General features: G+C 69.4%; 17 protein-coding genes. 5 read left to right on the top strand and 12 right to left on the bottom strand.

Annotated features, from left to right (window positions below; all coding sequences use genetic code 11):
* Positions 1-72: 72 nt before the first annotated feature.
* The 4 genes from ACWDMM_RS02015 to ACWDMM_RS02000 all read right to left on the bottom strand — a co-directional run bounded on the left by ACWDMM_RS02015 (position 73) and on the right by ACWDMM_RS02000 (position 3,147).
* Positions 73-477: a hypothetical protein gene (locus ACWDMM_RS02015; protein ID WP_195082929.1), complete on the bottom strand. Its 405-nt coding sequence runs from the start codon at positions 475-477 to the stop codon at positions 73-75.
* Between the two features lie 125 nt (positions 478-602).
* Positions 603-1,136, bottom strand: coding sequence for a YbhB/YbcL family Raf kinase inhibitor-like protein (locus ACWDMM_RS02010; protein WP_067805376.1), 534 nt, complete (start codon positions 1,134-1,136; stop codon positions 603-605).
* A 22-nt stretch (positions 1,137-1,158) separates the two neighbouring features.
* Positions 1,159-2,520 (bottom strand): M20/M25/M40 family metallo-hydrolase, encoded by a 1,362-nt coding sequence (locus ACWDMM_RS02005; RefSeq protein WP_357207927.1) that lies wholly within the window; start codon positions 2,518-2,520, stop codon positions 1,159-1,161.
* Positions 2,521-2,643: 123 nt separating this feature from the next.
* A complete protein-coding gene (locus ACWDMM_RS02000) occupies positions 2,644-3,147 on the bottom strand; it encodes a GtrA family protein (RefSeq protein WP_449935541.1) in 504 nt (167 codons plus the stop codon).
* A gap of 107 nt (positions 3,148-3,254) precedes the next feature.
* On the opposite strand from ACWDMM_RS02000, the gene ACWDMM_RS01995 reads away from it, so the two are divergent.
* The gene (locus ACWDMM_RS01995) at positions 3,255-5,633 is read left to right on the top strand and encodes a beta-ketoacyl synthase N-terminal-like domain-containing protein (RefSeq protein ID WP_449935538.1); all 2,379 of its coding nucleotides are present in this window, start codon (positions 3,255-3,257) and stop codon (positions 5,631-5,633) included.
* A 211-nt stretch (positions 5,634-5,844) separates the two neighbouring features.
* A complete protein-coding gene (locus ACWDMM_RS01990; RefSeq protein WP_449935536.1) occupies positions 5,845-7,299 on the top strand; it encodes a serine/threonine-protein kinase in 1,455 nt (484 codons plus the stop codon).
* Positions 7,300-7,312: 13 nt separating this feature from the next.
* On the opposite strand, the gene ACWDMM_RS01985 is transcribed toward ACWDMM_RS01990, so the two are convergent.
* On the bottom strand, positions 7,313-7,681 hold the full coding sequence (locus ACWDMM_RS01985) for a zinc-binding dehydrogenase (protein ID WP_357107361.1): 369 nt from the start codon (positions 7,679-7,681) through the stop codon (positions 7,313-7,315).
* A 14-nt stretch (positions 7,682-7,695) separates the two neighbouring features.
* Here ACWDMM_RS01985 and ACWDMM_RS01980 point away from each other — a divergent pair, with 14 nt between their 5' ends.
* Positions 7,696-8,040 carry a helix-turn-helix domain-containing protein gene (locus tag ACWDMM_RS01980; RefSeq protein ID WP_435406591.1) on the top strand — a complete coding sequence of 115 codons (345 nt, stop codon included), beginning with the start codon at positions 7,696-7,698 and terminating at the stop codon, positions 8,038-8,040.
* A gap of 60 nt (positions 8,041-8,100) precedes the next feature.
* Here ACWDMM_RS01980 and ACWDMM_RS01975 read toward each other — a convergent pair whose 3' ends face one another.
* On the bottom strand, positions 8,101-8,727 hold the full coding sequence (locus tag ACWDMM_RS01975; protein ID WP_449935532.1) for a TetR/AcrR family transcriptional regulator: 627 nt from the start codon (positions 8,725-8,727) through the stop codon (positions 8,101-8,103).
* A 100-nt stretch (positions 8,728-8,827) separates the two neighbouring features.
* On the opposite strand from ACWDMM_RS01975, the gene ACWDMM_RS01970 reads away from it, so the two are divergent.
* The gene (locus ACWDMM_RS01970) at positions 8,828-9,481 is read left to right on the top strand and encodes a CatB-related O-acetyltransferase (protein WP_195082936.1); all 654 of its coding nucleotides are present in this window, start codon (positions 8,828-8,830) and stop codon (positions 9,479-9,481) included.
* A gap of 41 nt (positions 9,482-9,522) precedes the next feature.
* Positions 9,523-10,719: a macrolide family glycosyltransferase gene (locus tag ACWDMM_RS01965; protein WP_449935529.1), complete on the top strand. Its 1,197-nt coding sequence runs from the start codon at positions 9,523-9,525 to the stop codon at positions 10,717-10,719.
* 89 nt (positions 10,720-10,808) lie between these two features.
* On the opposite strand, the gene ACWDMM_RS01960 is transcribed toward ACWDMM_RS01965, so the two are convergent.
* Genes ACWDMM_RS01960 through ACWDMM_RS01935 form a run of 6 tightly spaced genes read right to left on the bottom strand, consistent with a single transcriptional unit; the run spans position 10,809 to position 18,381 of the window.
* Positions 10,809-12,158, bottom strand: a complete 1,350-nt coding sequence (locus tag ACWDMM_RS01960) for a cytochrome P450 (protein ID WP_449935528.1) — start codon at positions 12,156-12,158, stop codon at positions 10,809-10,811.
* 11 nt (positions 12,159-12,169) lie between these two features.
* On the bottom strand, positions 12,170-13,447 hold the full coding sequence (locus ACWDMM_RS01955) for a flavin-containing monooxygenase (protein WP_449935527.1): 1,278 nt from the start codon (positions 13,445-13,447) through the stop codon (positions 12,170-12,172).
* Positions 13,444-15,012 (bottom strand): glycosyltransferase family 87 protein, encoded by a 1,569-nt coding sequence (locus ACWDMM_RS01950; RefSeq protein ID WP_449935524.1) that lies wholly within the window; start codon positions 15,010-15,012, stop codon positions 13,444-13,446. The genes ACWDMM_RS01955 and ACWDMM_RS01950 overlap by 4 nt, the downstream gene beginning before the upstream one ends.
* Positions 15,013-15,067: 55 nt before the next feature.
* Positions 15,068-16,246, bottom strand: coding sequence for a nucleotide disphospho-sugar-binding domain-containing protein (locus ACWDMM_RS01945; protein ID WP_357207914.1), 1,179 nt, complete (start codon positions 16,244-16,246; stop codon positions 15,068-15,070).
* Between the two features lie 4 nt (positions 16,247-16,250).
* Positions 16,251-17,429 (bottom strand): class I SAM-dependent methyltransferase, encoded by a 1,179-nt coding sequence (locus ACWDMM_RS01940; protein ID WP_449935616.1) that lies wholly within the window; start codon positions 17,427-17,429, stop codon positions 16,251-16,253.
* A gap of 7 nt (positions 17,430-17,436) precedes the next feature.
* Positions 17,437-18,381: a GDP-mannose 4,6-dehydratase gene (locus tag ACWDMM_RS01935; RefSeq protein ID WP_449935521.1), complete on the bottom strand. Its 945-nt coding sequence runs from the start codon at positions 18,379-18,381 to the stop codon at positions 17,437-17,439.

The following is an 18,381-nucleotide window of genomic DNA, read 5'->3' as shown; positions in this document are numbered from 1 at the left end:
CGCGAGCGTAGCGCCCGTGACCGGCCGGGGCGCGCCGAGAACAAGTCAGCGCTGGGAATCCGACTGGTCGGATCAAGTCGCGGGTCCGAGTTCGCCGTACGGAACCAGACGGGCGCGATCAACCGTGCTCTGCCAGCCCCGCTCGGTCGCCGCCAGGGCGCGGCCGCGCGCGGCGGGATCCTTCGGCCACGACTCGCGCAGGTGAATCTGGATGTCGTCCTGCAAGACCTGCACCAGCTCCATCGCGAACCCTTCCGCGGTCTCGCTGCCCGGCTCACTCGGATCGAGGGCGATGGTCGTGCCGACCTCCGGCACCGAAATGCTCACCCACGCCTTCGGGGCCGGACGCCCGGACAGCTCGTGGAAGCGGCGCCACCCTTCGGGGTATTCGGTGCCGACATCCGCCGGGAAGCCGAGGGACCTTTCTATGTCGGCGGCGAGCAGACGCGCGCCTCGCACCGCTTCGGAGAAATCCATGAGGTGATTGTGGACGCCGCGCGGCGATCAGCGCCTGTTAATTCTCGCCCCACGAAGGTGCGGCGTTGCGCGGAAAGCACCGTGGCCCCGAGCATTTCGCCCGGGGCCACGATGTGCGGCGATTCCTACTTCTGTTCGTAGGTGGCGACCAGGGTCGCGCGAGCCAGCGTGTGGGAGAACAGGTTGAAGCCCAGGTAGGCGGGGCTGGCGTTCTCGTCGATGCCCAGGCTTTCGACGTCGACGGCGTGCACCACGATGAAGTAGCGGTGCGGGCCGTGACCGGGCGGCGGGGCGGCGCCGACGAAGCCGTGGAAGCCGCCGTCGTTGCGCAGGGTGATCGAACCGGTCGGCATCGCGCCGCCCTCTTCGCCGCTTCCCGCGCCCGCGGGCAGGGAGGTCGCGCTGACGGGGATGTCGGCGACGACCCAGTGCCAGAAGCCGGAGGCGGTGGGCGCGTCGGGGTCGTACACCGTCACCGCGAAGCTCTTGGTCTCCGCAGGGAAACCCGACCACGACAGCTGCGGGGAGATGTCCTGGCCTCCCGCCCCGAAAATGCCGCTGACCTGCTCGTTCTTGAACGGCTGCCCGTCGGTGACGTCATCGGAGGTGAGTGTGAACGACGGCACCTGCGGAAGCGCGTCGTAGGGGTTGTAGGTCATGAAACCTCTCTTCCGGATCGGATCAGCTGTGCAACAGGAAGTGTTCCAGCACGCGGGTGCCGAATTCGAGGGCCTCCACCGGAACCCGCTCGTCGACGCCGTGGAACAGGGCGGTGAAGTCCAGCTCCGGCGGCAACTGCAACGGCGCGAAACCGAAGCAGCGGATACCCAAGCGGGCGAACGCTTTCGCGTCGGTGCCACCGGAGAGCATGTAGGGCACGGTACGGCCGCGCGGATCATGGGCCAGCACGGCGTTGTTCATCGCCTCGACCAGATCGCCGTCGAAGGTCGTCTCGTAGGAGTCGAGCTTGGTGATCCACTCGCGTTCGACCTCGGGGCCGATCAGCTCGTCCACCTCCCGCTCGAAGGCTGCCTGCCGTCCGGGCACCACACGGCAGTCCACCACCGCTTCGGCGGTCTGCGGGATCACGTTGGCCTTGTAACCGGCCTGCAGCATGGTGGGATTGGCGGTGTCGCGCAGGGTGGCCCCGATGATGCGGGAGATGGTGCCCAGCTTCGCCAGCTGGCCCTCGATGTCGGGGCCGGCCGGATCGAACTGCAGACCCGTCTCCTCGGCGACGGCGGCGAGGAACGCCGCCACCGAATCCGACAGCACCAGCGGGAAGGTGTGTTTGCCCAGACGGGCCACCGCGTCGGCGAGGATGGTGACCGCGTTGTCCTCGTGCAGGAACGAGCCGTGGCCCGCGCGCGCCTTGGCGCGCAGACGCATCCATCCCAGGCCCTTCTCGGCGGTCTCCACCAGATACAGCCTGCGTTCGGTGCCGTCGGGCCGCGGCACGGTCAGCGAGAACCCGCCGACCTCCCCCACCGCCTCGGTGACGCCGTCGAACAGGTCGGGGCGGTTGTCCACCAGCCACTGCGAGCCCCACTTGCCGCCGTTCTCCTCGTCGGCGAGGAAGGCGAACACCAGGTCGCGCGGCGGCACCGTGCCCTCGAGCTTGAACTGGCGGGCCACCGCCAGCGTCATCCCGACCATGTCCTTCATGTCGATCGCGCCGCGACCCCACACGTAGCCGTCGCGCACTGCGCCGGAGAACGGGTGCACGCTCCAGTCGGCGGCCTCGGCGGGCACCACGTCCAGATGGCCGTGGATCATCAGCGCGCCGCGGCTGGGGTCGGCGCCCTCCAGCCGCGCGAAGACGTTGCCGCGCCCGTCCGCGCCGGACTCGACGTACTCGGTGACATATCCCGCTTGATGCAGTTGGTCGGCCACCCACTGCGCACACTCGCGCTCGCCTTTGGTGGTGGCCAGGTCGCCGGTGTTGGAGGTGTCGAAGCGGATCAGCGTGCTGACCAGCTCCACCACTTCCGACACCGCGCGGGAGTTTCTGTTCGGGTCGAATCCTTCGCCTGTTGCGGACACGCTCCCTTTCCTACCACCCGCGCGGCGAGGCAAACGTCCCGACAGGGTGCCGCGGCGAGGCGATGCGGCCCGCACGGTGCGCGATCACCCGCGACAGGGTTGTCATCAAGGTGAGCGGAACTCTCACGCCGGGCCGGGCGGCCGGACCTGGTCGGGGAACACCACCCGCACGAAGGCCCAGAACCGGAACACCATGCCCAGCGCGGTGCCGATCAGCTGGGCGGCCACGAAGTCGGCCACGTTCTGGGTGAAGCGGGAGACCTCGGGCACCTCGAGATGCAGCACATACCGCGACACCCACAGCGGCGCGGTGTTGATCGCGACGGCCAGGAAACTGACCAGGTAGAACAGCGCGGCCTCGTGATGGCCGCGCCGACCGCCGCGCCCGTCGAAGGACCACTGCTTGTTGAGCACATACGACAGCGTGATCGCCGCCAGCACCGCGACCACTTTCGCGGTGACCGGGTGCGGCTCGAGCACCGTGCTTTTCAAGGTCAGGAATATGGCGGTGTCCAGCGTGAACGCCGCGATACCGACAGAAGCGAAACGGAAGAGTTCTCGACACCGTGCCTCGCCCCCCAGCGCGGACGTCACCCGAGCGAAAACGGGGCGTTCGGAAAACAGCACAGGTAAAGTCTCCGGCACATGTCCCGACCCCACAACAAGATCGGCAGATTCACCGCACCGCCTGTTGCGCGAGTGCACGGTCGGTGGATCGCGGGCAGGTGAGTAGCGTGAAGAAGACCAAGCGGCACGCCCGCGCTCAGCCGGACCGCGACGGCGCGGAACCGATCGCCGTGATCGGCATGAGCTGTCGTTTCGCCGGCGGTGCCGATTCCCCGGACGCGTTGTGGCGGTTGCTGATCGAGGAGATCGACGCCGTCGCCGACGAGCCGCCGCCCGGCCGCTGGTCCGGCGACCACCGCGCCCGCGATCGCTCCGCGGCGGGCAAGACGGTTTCGGTCGCGGGCGGGTATGTGGCCGACGTCGCCGGTTTCGACGCCGAATTCTTCGGGATCACGCCGCGTGAGGCCGCCGACATGGATCCGCAGCAACGCCTGGCGCTGGAATTGGCCTGGGAGGCATTCGAAGACGCGGCGATCCGGCCCGAGCGGGTTCCGCACACCGGCGTGTATTTCGCCAACAAATTCAACGACTACCGGGCCGTCAAACTCGCCAGGGGCGCCGCCGCCATCACACCGTTCACCAGCACCGGGGACGTCGAGGGTGTGATCGCCAACCGGGTGTCGTACTTCCTGGGTTTCGACGGGCCCAGTATGACCGTCAACGCCTCCTGCGCCGGATCGCTGGTCGCGGTGCACCTGGCCTGTCAGGCGCTGCGCACCGGTGACGCCGCACTGGCCGTCGCCGGTGGCGTGCAACTGAACCTGATCCCGGAGACCACGATCGGATTGTCCGCGCTGGGTGTGCTGTCCGCCCGCGGCCGCTCGCACACCTTCGACGCTTCCGCCGACGGCTACGTGCGCGGCGAAGGCGGGGCGGTCGTGGTGCTCAAGCCGCTGCGGCAAGCGCTGCGCGACGGCGACCGCGTCTACTGCACCCTGCTGGGCAGCGCCACCAACAACAACGGCAGGCACCGCTCCATGCCCGCCAGCAGCGCCGACGGTCAGCGGCAGCTGCTGCGGAGGGCTTGCGCGCGAGCGGGGGTGGATCCGTCGACGATCGACTATGTCGAGGCGCACGGTACCGGCACCGCCGTCGGCGACCGCGCCGAATTGTCCGCCCTGGCCGACGTTTACGGCGCCGGAAGAGCTCCCGGCGCACCGCTGATCGTCGGCTCGGTCAAGACCAACATCGGGCACACCGAAGCGGCCGCGGGCATGGCCGGATTGGTGAAAGTCGCGCTCGCTCTGTCGCAGCGCCGCATCCCGCGCAGCCTCCACTTCGATCATGCGCCCCCGGAATTCGATCCCGCCGCGACGGGTGTGCGGGTGGCCGACACGGATATGGCGTGGCCGCGACACGACGGCCCCGCGCGCGCCGCGGTGAGCGCGTTCGGTTTCGGTGGGTCCAACGCCCACGTCATCGCCGAAGCGACACCCGAGTCCGATCCGGTCGGCGACAGCGACGACTCGGCGCGACTGGTGGTGCTGTCGGCCCGAACCGAGGCCGCGCTGCGGGAACACGCGCGTCGGCTGCGCGCGCGTCTCGTACGCGATCCGCATATTCGCCTGGCCGACCTCGCGCACACCCTCGCCACGAGGACGGTTTTCCAGCAGAGGATTTCGATCGTCGCCGACGACGTGAACCAAGTCGTGGAATTCCTCGACACCTATCTCGAGGGGACTGCGAAGGACACCGGCGCTGACGAGAACGAGGTATTGGGTGCGGTGCTGTCCGCGGCGCTGCGTCCGGGCGCCGTGGCCAAGCGCGACCTACTGCGCGCGGCGGGAGCGCTGTTCGAGCGCGGCGTCGAACCCGACTGGGCGGCGCTGAACCCGCCCGCCCGCCCGATCTCCCTACCCACCTACCCGTTCCAACGCGAACGGCACTGGGCGGACGCGCAGCCCCGGGACGGTATCGGCGTCGACCGACCCGCGACGCTCGCATGGGATACCTCGCTCGTCGAGATCGTTTCGCAGGACGTATCGGGTCCAGGGTCCCGGGCGGAGCCGGTTGCGGCGTCGGTGACCGTGGCGGAAGACGGCGACCACGGCGCGACGGTCGCGGCCTCGCGACAGCGGCCGGCAGTGGTCGCGTCGCCTTCCGGGTCCGGTGAGCACCGAAGCAGCTCTGCGCCCGGTGTCGCCGAGCTCGCCGCGCTGGTCACCGCCGAACTCGCCGAAGTCGTCGGCATCGCGCCGGATCGGGTGGCCGTGCGGCAGAACTTCGAACAGCTCGGGATCGGCTCGGTGCACGCCGTGGAACTGTCGGCCCGCCTCGGCGCACGGCTCGGCATCGACGTCCCGGCCGCCATCATCTGGGGCTGCCCCACCGTCGAGCTGCTGGCGGCCGAACTCGACGTCCGCCTCACTCCCGCGAGCCCGGCGACGGAGTCCCCGGCGCCGGTGGAGGCCCCGCGACCGCCGGCGGAGGAGGAAGTTCTGTCGACCGCTGAATTGCTGGCGTTGAGCCGGGAATTGCTCGGCTGAGCCGCAACCGCGCGGGCGCTGGAAGCGGTTGATCGGCTCTGTCGTCCAGGCTCGTCGCGCCAGGAACGCCGACCGGGTCGGCGTGCCGAGAAGTTCGACGCAGGACGAACCGGTCGCACGAGAGACAGGGTCAGCGCCGTGGTTCTTCGGGCCGGGAACGGGGGTTATGCTGCCTGCGGTCCGGGTGGCCGGGTTCAGAAGGGGGCCAGAGGTGTTGAGGCAGCACGAGTCGTTCGCCGGCTACGTGATCGAAGGCGTGCTCGGGCAGGGCGGCATGGGCACCGTCTATCTGGCCCGGCACCCGCGTCTGCCGCGGCTGGTAGCGCTCAAACTGCTCAACCGCGAGGTGTCCGAGGACGAGGAGCTGCGCAGACGATTCGAGCAGGAAGCCAATGTCGTTGCCCGACTGGAGCATCCGGGCATCGTCGGTGTCTATGATCGCGGCACCCAGGACGGGCACCTGTGGATCTCCATGCAGTACGTCCGCGGCACCGACGCCGCCCGCCTGGATCCCCGCGCCACCCGCCCGGAACAGGTCGTGCAGATCGTCGCCGACACGGCGAAGGCGCTGGACTACGCCCACAGCCGAGGCGTGCTGCACCGCGACATCAAACCGGCCAACATCCTGATCGCCGAGCCGGAAGCCGGTCGCGAAACACGCGCTGTACTCACCGATTTCGGTATCGCGCGACTGCTGGACGCCGACACCAAACTGACGGCCACCGGAACGTTCACCGCCACCCTCGCCTACGCCTCACCGGAGCAACTGTCCGGTGAGCCGGTCGATCACCGCGCCGATCAATACTCCCTCGGCTGCACCCTCTACACGATGCTGGCGGGGCAACCGCCGTTCCCCTCGACCAATCCCGGTCAAATCGTCGCCGGACACATCGCCAAGCCGGTGCCGCGACTCAGCGACATCCGGCCGGAGCTGCCACGACGGCTCGACGAGGTGATCGCCCGCTCGATGGCCAAACACCGCGACGAACGCTTCGCCGGCTGCGGCGATTTCGCGGCGGCCGCGGCGGCGGCCCTGCGCGGTGAGGTTGCCGCCCCGGCACCCGCGCCGACTTTCGTCAACCAGCGCTCGGCCCACCCGGCCACGGCGATCGACCCGTGGCCGCGTTCGGCCCCGACCGTGCTGAACCAGCCTTCGGAGCCCCGGTGGCGCGCCGAGCAGCTCCCGCCGCTGCAACCGCTCACGCCCATCCGAGAGCCCGTCCGGCCCTCCGGCGTGGTGCCCCGGATCGGCGCCGTCATCGCGTTCGCGTTCGGGTTGGTCTTCTGCCTGATCCTCGCCAACGGAGTGCATGAGCTGATGACCCCGCGCATCGAATACGGTCACCGCCAGACGCTACGGGAGACCGCGCTCGAACTTCTGCCCCCCATCGCCCTCGCCACCACGATGGCGCTGTTGCTGATGGGCGGCTCGATCGGACTGTTCCGGCGTAGGCGAGCGGGCCGCGTCGCCGTGGCGCTCGGCACCGGCATCATCACGCTCGTCTGCCTTGTCGGCTTGGGCGCGAGCCTGACCGGCGACAACCGCGCCAGCGACTTGATCTTCGTCGGCACAGTCCTGCTGTTCTCCTGCACGGGGTTGCTGTGCACCATGTCCCCCGCGACCAGGCGCTGGCTCGCCGACAGATCTGCCGGAAACCGGCCCTGAGCCCGGCGAGTGCTCAGGGCGCCACGACGACCTTTCCGGTGGCTCGGTTGTCTTCCATGTACCGGTGGGCGGCGACGATGTCGTCCAAAGCGAAAACGCGGTCGAGGTTGGGTCGATAGACACCGGCCTCGACCGCGTGGATCACCCGCTGCAGCACGGTGGCGCCCGCGCTGCCCTTGATGGTGTCGCTGTGGAAGGCCGTGAGCTTCGTCCCGGACGGGATCATCGCTATCGGTTCGAAGTCCGAGATCAGCCACCCACTCAGCGAACCGGCCACGCACACCGTCCCGCCGCGGCGGACCAGGCGCAACGAGTCCGTCGCCGTGCGAGCTCCGAGGAGATCCAGCACGTAGTCCGGCCCCTCGGGCCAGACCGCGTGCACGCTCGCCGCCACTCGTGCTGCCGCAACCCCGCGACGACCGACTGCGAGCCGTCGCGCGGATGCTCTACGACAACCCCGCCGACAACACGCCGCTGGCCGACATCGGGCGCGCGATCGGAGCCAGCGCCCGCACCCTCAGCCGCCTGTTCCACCACGAGCTCGGCATGACCTTCTACGAGTGGCGCACCCAGCTACGCATCTACCACGCACTGGTATTGCTCGCCGACGGCCACGACACGACCCATGTCGCGCACGCCTGCGGCTGGGCCAACCCCAGCAGCTTCATCGCAGCGTTCACCCAGCTCATCGGCACCACCCCGGGCCGCTACCGCACCGGTCACCGCCGCGCCGCCCCGTGAGCGGCCGGCGCATCTGGGCCCTGTTCTCGTAGAGCGACGGCGAACGAACATGGCGCGTCGTCACACACTCCCTTCCCGGCGGACGCAGAAGGCACCTGCGGCAGCCGCCAGGACCGCCGCCTGCGCGGCCCGTTCCGGGAGTTGCGGGTCCGGATCGGTACGCAGAAGCACGATCTCGTGGTACAGCGGCGCCGTGGCGGCGATCAGCAGGCTCCGCGCGTCCGTGTGCTGTGCGGGGAGTTCGCCGCGCTCGATGGCGCGCTCGACGAGGATCTCGCACTGGGCGTACCGGTCGGTCCACAACCGCGTCTGGGCCCGCGCGGCCTGTTCGGAATGGAACGAGGCGGCCATCAAGGCGACAGCCAGCGACGGCTGTACGACGAGGGAATCCAGGATCTCCTGGTTGAGGGCCGTCAGATCGCCACGCAGCGAGCCGGTGTCCGGCGGCTGCCAGTCGATTTCGCCGGCGGCGTCGATGACGTCCACGAGCAGTCCGCCGACATCGCGCCAACGCCGGTAGACCGTGGCGCGGTGCACTCCGGCCCGCGTCGCGACACCCTCCATCGTGAGTCGTTCGTGACCGCCTTCGGCGAGTTCGGCGCGCACCGCATCGAGAACCTGGGCGCGGACGCGGGCGGTGCGACCGCCCGGACGGCGGTCGGTCGTCGTGTCCCATGAGTCTGTCATCGGCAATCAGTATCCGGTTGATCAAGGCGGCATGGCTGTGCCAGCATCTTAATGCGACAGATGTCGCTCTAGGATCCAGTGGAGAGGAACCGCCTTCGCGATGCCGCCCGTTCCCGCCGACCCCACCGTGCTGCACCCGATGCCCGAGCACCCGCGCGTGGTCCTGCTCCGGCCGTTGGTGAAGTCGCCGCTGATCGAGGTCGGCGACTTCTCCTACTACGATGATCCCGACGACCCGACCGCGTTCGAGACGCGCAACGTCCTGTACCACTACGGTCCCGAGCGGCTCGTCATCGGCAGATACTGCGCGCTGGGGACGGGCACCCGGTTCATCATGAACGGCGCCAACCACCGCATGGACGGCCCTTCCACCTTTCCGTTCCCCACCATGGGTGGCTCCTGGGCAGAGCACTTCGATCTGATCACCGACCTGCCCGGCCGGGGGGACACGGTCGTCGGCAACGACGTGTGGTTCGGCCACGGCGTCACGGTCATGCCCGGTGTGCGCATCGGGCACGGCGCGATCGTCGCCGCCGGCGCCGTGGTCACCGGCGACGTCCCCGACTACGGCATCGTCGCGGGCAACCCCGCCCGGCTCATCCGCACCCGCTACGACGCCGCGGACATCGCCCGGCTCGTCGCCGTGGCGTGGTGGGACTGGCCTGTGCAGCACATCACCAAGCACATACGGACGATCATGTCGGGAACCGTCGCCGACATGGAGGCCGCCGCCGCTGAGATCGACCGGCCCTGACAACGAGCCCGCACCCGTCCCGCCAGAAACGAGTGTCACCCATGTCCCCTCGCCGCGCCCATATCGCGATGGTCGGCATCCCCATCGTCAGCCATGTCCTGCCCAGCCTCCCACTCATCCGCGAGCTGGTCGCGCGCGGGCACCGGGTCACCTACGCCAACGACCCGTTCGTGGCCGACCGGATCGAGTCCACCGGCGCGGAACTGGTCGCCTACACCTGCACGCTGCCCGTCGCGGACAACGACTGGCCCACCGATCCCATCGCGGCGGCGGCCCTCTTCCTCGACGACGCCGTCCAGGCGCTGCCGCAACTGCGCGCCGCCTACGACGACGATCCGGCCGACCTGTACCTCTACGACATCGGCGCCTACGCCGCGCGCGCCCTCGCTGAAGCGCAGGGCCGTCCCCTCGTGCAGCTGTCCCCGACGTTCGTCGGCTGGGACGGCTACCAGGAGGAAGTCGCGGCGCATCTGTGGAAGCTGCCGGGCGCCGACACATACCGGGACAGGTTCGCGCGGTGGCTCGCCGACTGCGGGGCGGCCACCACGGACGTGGACACGTTCTCCGGCCTGCCCGCCCGCGCCCTCGCCCTCATCCCGCGCGCGATGCAGCCGCACGCCGATCGAGTCGACACCGGCACGGTGACCTTCGTCGGCCCCTGCTTCGACAGCCGAGCCGACACCGGCGGCTGGACCCGTCCGGCGGCCGCGGACCATGTGCTGCTGATCTCGCTCGGTTCGGCGTACACACGCCGGCCGGCGTTGTACCGCCAGTGCATCGCCGCCTTCGGGGACCTGCCCGGCTGGCATGTCGTACTCCAGATCGGCAAGTACACCGACCCTGAGGAACTCGGCGCCATTCCGCCCAACGTCGAGGTGCACTCCTGGGTCCCGCAGCGGGCGATCCTGGAACAGGCCGACGCCTTCGTCACCCATGCCGGTATGGGCGGCTGCGGCGAAGGGCTGCACGCCGGCGTCCCCATGATCGCCGTGCCGCAGGGTGCCGAGCAGTTCATGAACGCCGACCGGCTCGTGGAACTCGGCGTCGCCCGCCGCGTCGACACCGCCGACGCCACCGCCGATACCCTCCGCGCGGCGCTGAACGACCTGGTCACGGATCCCGAACGGATCGGCCGATCCAAGCAGTTGCAGGCCGCGGTCCGCGCCGAGGGCGGCACGCCGCGCGCCGCTGACCTCATCGAGGACATCCTGTCCGCCGCCGACCGTCGCGCGCTGTGAGCGCTGCGGCTTCCCTCCCCGGCTGGCGCCGACCTCCTTCGAGATCGGTAGCTGCGGGACAAGCGCGGGAACCCCGTCCAGCGGCACCGTCAGGTCGTCACGGGTTCGGTGACGCGGCGGACCGGGCGGATGCGGATGCCGAACTCCGGGCGCAGGTTCACCGACGCCAGCGGCACCACCGGATGGGTGTCGTCGAGCTCGAGGCGGAAACGCTGCACCGTCATGGCCAGGATCAGCACCATCTCCGTCATCGACATGTCCTTGCCCAGGCAGATGCGCGGGCCGCCGGAGAACGGGAAGAACGCGAACTTGTGCCGTTCGGCCACCGCGGCGTCGGCGAAACGCTCCGGACGGAACTGCTCCGGGTCCTCCCACAGCCGCTTGTCGCGGTGAATGTAGTACATGCACAACGTGACCCGCGCGCCGGCGGGCACGTGGTAGCCGCCGATCTCGTCATCGGCGATCGGCGTGCGTTCGACGATCCAGGCGGGCGGATACAGCCGCATCGTCTCCTCGATCACCATGCGGCAGTAGCCGAGCTGTCCCAGGTCGGCGAAGCTGGGCGTGCGGTCGCCGATGACGGCGCGCACCTCCTCGGCCAGTCGCTCTTGGATCCCGGGATGGGTGGCCAGCAGGTAGCACGCCCACGACAGGGCGTTGGCCGGGGACTCGTGCCCGGCCACCAGCAGCGTCTTGATCTCGTTGAGCAGGTCCTCCTCCCGCATGCCCTGCCCGCCCTCGTCGCGGGCGCGCACCAGCGCGGTGAGCACGTCGCTGGTGTCGCCGCCGCGGCGGCGTTCGTCGATGAGATGTCGCACCACGTCGTCGAGCTCGCCGACCTTGCGCGCGACCCGGCGGGCCTCCGGCGTCGGGAACGACTGCGGCAGCTTCACCGGCGCGTTCACCCGCTTCATGATGAGCGCGAACGCCGCGCGCATCGCGTCGGTCACCTGGGAGGTGTCGGTGGACAGGTCGATGCTGAACAGGATGCGGCCGGTCACCGCGAGCAGCAGTTTCACGTAGTCGTCGTAGATGTCGCGGAACTGCCCGGCCGCGCTGTCCCATTGGTCGAGCATCGCGGCCGCGCTGTCGGTGATGTCGTCGGCGAAACCCTTGACGTGCGAGTGGGAGAACGCCGGGGAGATGAGTTTGCGCTGTTTCCGCCAGTACTCCAGGTTGTTGGTTGTCAGCTGGCCGTCGCCGAGCAGGATGCTGAACTCGTCGTAGATCGGGCTCTTGCGATAGTTGGTGTAGTTGTCCTTGAGCACGTACTCGGTCATCGCCGGATCCGCGACGAGGTAGACCAGCATCGGGCCCGCCTTGACCCGCACGACGTCGCCGTAGCCCTCCAGCAGCGCGCCCACCGTCGTCAGCGGGTTCTTCGCCAGTTTCGGCAGCATGCGTCCGGTTTCCACCAGACCGGGCCCGGGTGCTTTCATGGTCCGACCTTTCACTTCAACAGCTTGGCGTGCTTGCGCAGCTGGTTCACGTAGTCCTGTTTCTCCACGACCAGCGGGTACTGGTCGGCGTGGTAGAGCCGCAGCCCGGCGTACAGGTCGGGCTGGCGGCCCTGGGTGGCGCGCTCGAAACGCTCCACCCGCCGAGGATCGGCCGCCTTGGCGCGCAGGTATTCGGCGATCAGCTCGGCCTGCTTCTCGTAGACGTCCCAGTGCGAGCCGATCGGCCGCACCATCCCGACCACGAACAGAGCGCGGGTGTGCGGCGGAAAGATGTTGAGATACAAGCCCGGTCGCAGATGCCCTTCCGACCAGTTCAGAAGAGATCGGTCGACGACGGGGTAGTTCGGCACGAACCCGGTGGCCAGCACCACCAGGTCGACCTTCTCCTCGGTGCCGTCGGCGAAGGTCACCCGGTCGTCGTCGATCGAGCTGACGTCCGGCTTGGGCGTGATGTCGCCGTGGGTGTAGTAGTGGTGCAGCTGATCACCGAGCATCGGGATGACGATGCCCTCGGTGAAATCCGGCACCGGCAGCCCGAACGAGCGGGAGCGGCCACGCAGATACGAGAACAACCGCTCGAAGGCGCGCTTGCGCAGCGGCCGCCACATCCGGCCCTGCAACATGCTGTCGGTCGGGCGGCCCAGCATGTATTTGGGCATGCAATAGAACCCGCGCCTGCTGCTGTGCAGGGTCAGCGCGGCGTTGACCGCGCAATCGGACAGGATGTCGGCAGCCGACTGCCCGGCCCCGATCACCAGCACCCGCTTGCCGAGCACCTGCTGTGGGTCGCGGTACTCGCTCGAATGCAGCACGGGCACCGTGCCCGAGCCGGGGATATCGATGCGGCGGGGGGTGCGGTCGTGGCCGGTGGCGATGACGACCCCCGCGTAGCGTCGCTGCGACCCGTCGGCCAGCGTCACCGACCAGCCGTCATCGCGGGGTTCGACGCGCTGCACGGCGGTGTTCAACCGGATGCGCGGCCACAGGTCGAAGGCGTCGGCGTAGGAATGCAAATATCGCAGCACGAGCTCGTGTCCGGGATAGTCGGGGTAGTCCTCGGGCATCGGGAAACCCGAAAACGCCTGCACCCCTTTCGAAGCGATCACATGGGTGTTGCGGCTGACCGGTGAGTCCGGGCGGCGGGCATCCCAGATCCCGCCGATACCGTCGGCCGCTTCGAGCACCTCGAAATCGATACCGTGCGCCGCGAACTCCCGCGCGGTCGCCAGACCGGCCGCGCCCGCGCCGATCACACAATAGGTGCTCATGCCGCGCCGACCCGTTCGGTCTGCGGGGAGTCCTCCTGCGGCGGCGTCGGTTCCGCCTCGGTGCCCGCGCTCGCCCGCCAGGCCACGACGAAGCAGGCGACATAAATGACCGTCTGCGCCACCAGCGTGAAGTAGACGTTCTCGTTGTAAACCGCGATGACCAGCCAGGCCACGGTCAGCAGGGCGACGGTGCGTTTGCCGCCGCGCATCAGCCCGGCGTACACCGCCAGCATCCACACCGCGCCGACGGCGATGTAGACCCACGGCCCGAACGGCGCGCGGAAGGACGCCAGCGTCAGCACCGCCAGCCAGATGGCCAGCTGCTCGGCACGCACCCGCGGCCCTTCGGCGCCCGCGGACAACCGCCGGTGGATACGCACCGCGGTGACCCCGACCAGGATCAGCAGCAGCAGGGTGTAGATGTTGGTGATCACGCGGGCGGGCCCGACCGGATCGCCGATGTCCCAGCCCATGATGTTCGCCTTGTACGGCAGCCCGAACGGCGAATAGTTGACCAGCTGATTGGCCCGTTCGACGAGCACGAACCGGTGGAACTCCCCGCTGGCCAGCCGCTGCCAGGTGCCGTCGGACAGGAACTGCCGCCACGGCTCCCAGCCGAAGATCGCCAGCGTCGCCAGTGAATACAGGCCACCGAACACCGCGGTCCACACCGCGGGCCGCCAGCGCCGCTGGACCAGCAGATAGACCAGCAGGATCGCCGGGGACACCTTGGCGATGATCGCGAACGCCAGCGCCGCGCCGCCGAGGATGTTGCGCCGCAGATGGAACAAGACCATGGCGCCCGCGCCACCGACATACAGCACCAGCACGTGGATGTTGCCGATCTGCAAGGTGGCCAGCGTGGGCAGGCTGATCCACACCACCGGGGTCAGCGCCGCCAGCACCCCGCCCTGCCTGCCGCCGATCCAGCGGGCGATGGCGAACATCGCCACCAGCACGATCGCCACGTACAGCGAGTAGTACAACGCGCGCAGCGTGGCGAAATCATGGCTGAACAGCAGCAGCAAACGCGGCAGCAGCAGGAACGGCGGCGGGTAGAGGTAGGCGTCGCGATCCTGCGGAGTCACCGCGGGCAGGATCGAATCCGCTTGCGGCGACTCGTAGCGGTGGCGGTCGTAGAGGCTGGCCGGGTCGTGTTCGGCCATGAGCGCCCCGCTGATGTAGCCCGACAGGTGCGTTTTCTTCACCAGGAAGTCGTCGTCGGCCGACAGCGAGGCGTCGACGTTGTCGGCGTCGAGGATGAACTGCGTCAACCGGGCCAGGACCGCGACCACGAGCACGATGACCAGACTCCACAGCACCCGCACCACGATCGGCTTGCCGCGCACCACCTCCCGCCACTCGTCGGGCACCCTCGGCACGAACAGCACGAACAACACCGCCGCGCACACGACGCCGAGCACGGCGGTCACCGGACCCGGCAGGCCGGTGAGCGCGAGCGCGATCATGACGACGGGGACGAGAATGCCGACGACGAACACCGCGTACATCGCGGCGTAGTAGTCGAGCGAACCACGGAACCTGGTCCATGTCCTGGATATCATCTGCAACCTACGGCTTTCGGTTCCCGCGTCGCCCGGTTCGGGCCGCGCGGACGGTCTATCTGGTCGCTGCTGCGGCGTGCTCGGTCAGCAGCGGAACAACCTGGGACACCACGTCGCCCGGTGCGGGCGCGGCGCGCAGGTCGGCGCCGATCTGTTCGGCGGCGGCGCGGAAACGCGGTTCGCGCAGCAGCGTGCGGACCGAGGTGGTCAGCGCGTCGACGTCGCCTTGCTCGGCAGGGGTCTGCGCGGCCAGCCCGGCCCCGCTGCGCACCAGTCCCCTGGCGTAGTCGAACTGGTCGAACATCTGCGGCAGCACCAGTTGCGGCAGCCCGAACCAGCCCGCGGTGAGCCCGGTGGTCGAGCCGCCGTGGTGCACCAGCAGATCGCAGCCGGGCAGGAACAGGTTCAACGGAACCTCCTCCACCACCCGGACATGCTCGGGCAGCTCGCCGACGGTGGCCCGGTCGTGCGCCGACAGCGCGACGACGACCTCGGCGTCGTCGATGGCGGCCAGCGCCGTGAGCACCGACGCCAACGGCCGCGGACCGGTCAGGCCGAGCGTGCTGCCGCCCATGCAGACCGCGATCCGCTTACGGCCGTCTTCGTTGCGGTGCCACGGCGGCAGCATGCCGGTGCCGTTGAACGGGACGTAGCCCAGCCGGGTGCCGGGCGGGGCGTCGGGCGCTTGCAACCGCGGCGGGCAGATGTCGAGCACCGCGACCGGATCGGCCAGCCGGGTGCCGGCCTCGTCGGCGAGTGCCGCGGTGCGTTCGGTGAAGGGGCCGCCGGTGGGGTCGATTCCCCAGCGGTGCACCAGCACCGGCAGACCCAGTTCCGCGCCGAGCGCACGGCCGATGGTGGCCAGCGGATCGGTGAGGATCACTTCCGCGCCCCAGTCGGTCGCCACCCGCGCGAACGGCTCGAGATATTGGCGGGCGTGGTTGTGCCAGTTCTGCGCGGCGATCTGCCACAGGCCCTGGCCGCTGGACTGATCGCGGTCGGCGAACAGCGGCAGCGGGAACATGCCCGGGTTCACCTGCGTGCGCAGCTGGTCCATCGGCACGTTCAGCGCGGTCATCTCGACGGCGTTGAGCCCCGCGCGCAGCGCCGTCGCCGTCACGTCGTCGCGCGAGGCGACCAGCACTTCGTGGCCGGCCAGCCGCAGCGCCCAGCAGAACGGCACCATCGCCAGCAGGTGTCCCGACGAGGGCACCGGCACGACAAGAAACTTCATCCGATCACTCCTTCGGCTTCATCCACTCCATCGGATTGGTGTGCCGAGGCACCCATGATGGAGCCGATTGCTCGGCATTGCGGCGTTTTTCGATCACCACGATGTTGTGGTAGAAGTGCAGCGCCCCGATCCAGTCGTCGAAATCGCCTGCCGCGCGGCCGGAATCCTTCTCGAATTCCTGGTGATGCAGGGCGTCCACCAAAGTTTTCAGGTAGCCGATGGTGGTGGCCGGATCGTCGGTGGCTGTGCTGCTTCCGCCCCAGCCCGACCAGTAGGAGGTCTGGGTGTCCTCCACCACGTACAGCCCGCCGGGCCGTAGGTGGGCGAACAGCGCGCGGAACGAGGCGATCACGTCGCCGCTGATGTGGCTGCCGTCGTCGATGATGATGTCGAACGGGCCCAGCGAGCCGCCGAGCTCGTCGAGGAACGCCGGATCGCCCTGATCGCCGCGCAACGGTTGCAGGCGCGGCTCGGCGATGCCGGACTTGTCGAAGTAGTCCAGCCCGAACACCAGCCCGCGGCGGAAGTACTGCTTCCACATCCGCAGCGACGCGCCGCCGACGTCCGGGGCGGTGTATCCGCCGATGCCCAGTTCGAGGACGCGGACGCGGCTGTCGCGCAGCGGCGCGAAGTGCCGCTCGTAGTGCTGGGTGTACCAGTGCCCGCCCCACTTGTCCGAACCGAAATGCAGCGACAGCGCGTTGAGGTCGTAGTGGTGCGGGCGGCAGGCGGTGACGATGCGGTCGGCGGCCACGGCGGCGGCGTCGCGGGCCAGCCGCCACGGGTCGTCCGGTGCGAAACTGCCCGGCCCCGGCTCGTCCTTGATCGTGATGGCGCGGGTGCCGAGGGCGGCGTCGGGCGGGCCGTAGACCGCGCGCAGCAGTTCCACCAGATCCTGGCGCACCACCAGCCACGGGTCCTCGAGGGTGCCCGGCGCGATCACTGGGTCGTCGGCGCCGAAGGTGACCAGGTAGTCGAGCTGTTTGCCGTCATGGGTCAGCTCGAACACCGCGGTCACCGGTTGTCGGGGCGCGGCGCCGTAGCCCGCGCGCCAGGCGATCTCCTTCAGCACCGCGTCGGCGACGGTCTCGGTGCCGATCTCGCCGATCCTGGCGGCGGTCTCCTCGGCGACGCCGTCGGCGACGGAGATCAAGTGGGCGGCGAGGACATTCTCGTCGTTCATGGTCACGTCATCCATCCGTTCCGCCGGTGCGCACCGGCTTCGATTGCTCCACCAGGCGCACGCCCTCGGCCACGAGCATGGCCCGCACCATGCCGTGGAAATCCACCGAAGGGCGCCACCCGGTCCGCTCCCGCAACTTCCTCGCGTCACCGCTCGGCGGTCGCCCGCCGCGGGTGAGCACCGAGGACCGTTCGCGGACATGGTCTTGCCAGTCCAGTCCGGCCATGCCGAACGCCGCCGCGCACAACTGCGCGACCGTGTGGTGTTCGCCGGTGGCGATGACGAATTCGTCCGGTTCGTCGAGAGCCAGGATGCGCGTCATCGCCTCGACGTAGTCCGGCGCGTATCCCCAGTCGGCGCCCGCCTCCAGCCTGCCCACCTCCACCGTGGCGGTCTCACCGCGCTGGATGCGGGCGACCGCCCGCACGATCTTGCGGGTGACGAACTTCTCGGCGCGCAGCGGGGATTCGTGGTTGAACAGGATTCCCGCCGCCGCGAAGACGCCGCGAGCCCGGTAGGCGCGGCAGGCCAGCAGGCCCGCCGCTTTGGTCACCGCGTAGATCGAGTCCGGTCGCAGCCCGCTGTGCTCGTCGCACAGCGCGGCGCCGGAGCCGAAGACATGCGACGAGGCCGCGTAGAACAGGCGGGTGCCGGTGCGGTGGCGGTCGATCGCCTCCGCGAAATGCTGCACCGGCAGCGTGTTCACCCGGTGCGAGGCGCGCGCGAGCTCGTGCGGGTCGCCGTGGTCGTCTTGGGAGGAATGCTGCACCGCCGCCAGCAGGTAGACCTGCTCGGGGCGTTCGGCGGCGACGAGTTCCTCGACCGCGGCGGCGTCGGTGATGTCGACCGGGCCGTCACGGCCGACGCGCAGCACACGCTCACCGCGCGCGGCCAGCAGGTCCGACAGCAGCGTGCCGTCCTGCCCGGCCGCGCCCGTGACGACGACGGTCAT

The organism is Nocardia sp. NPDC003726 (assembly GCF_053586955.1).
Note: the sequence above shows the minus strand (reverse complement) of the source record. Positions and strands in the feature narration are given on the sequence as shown.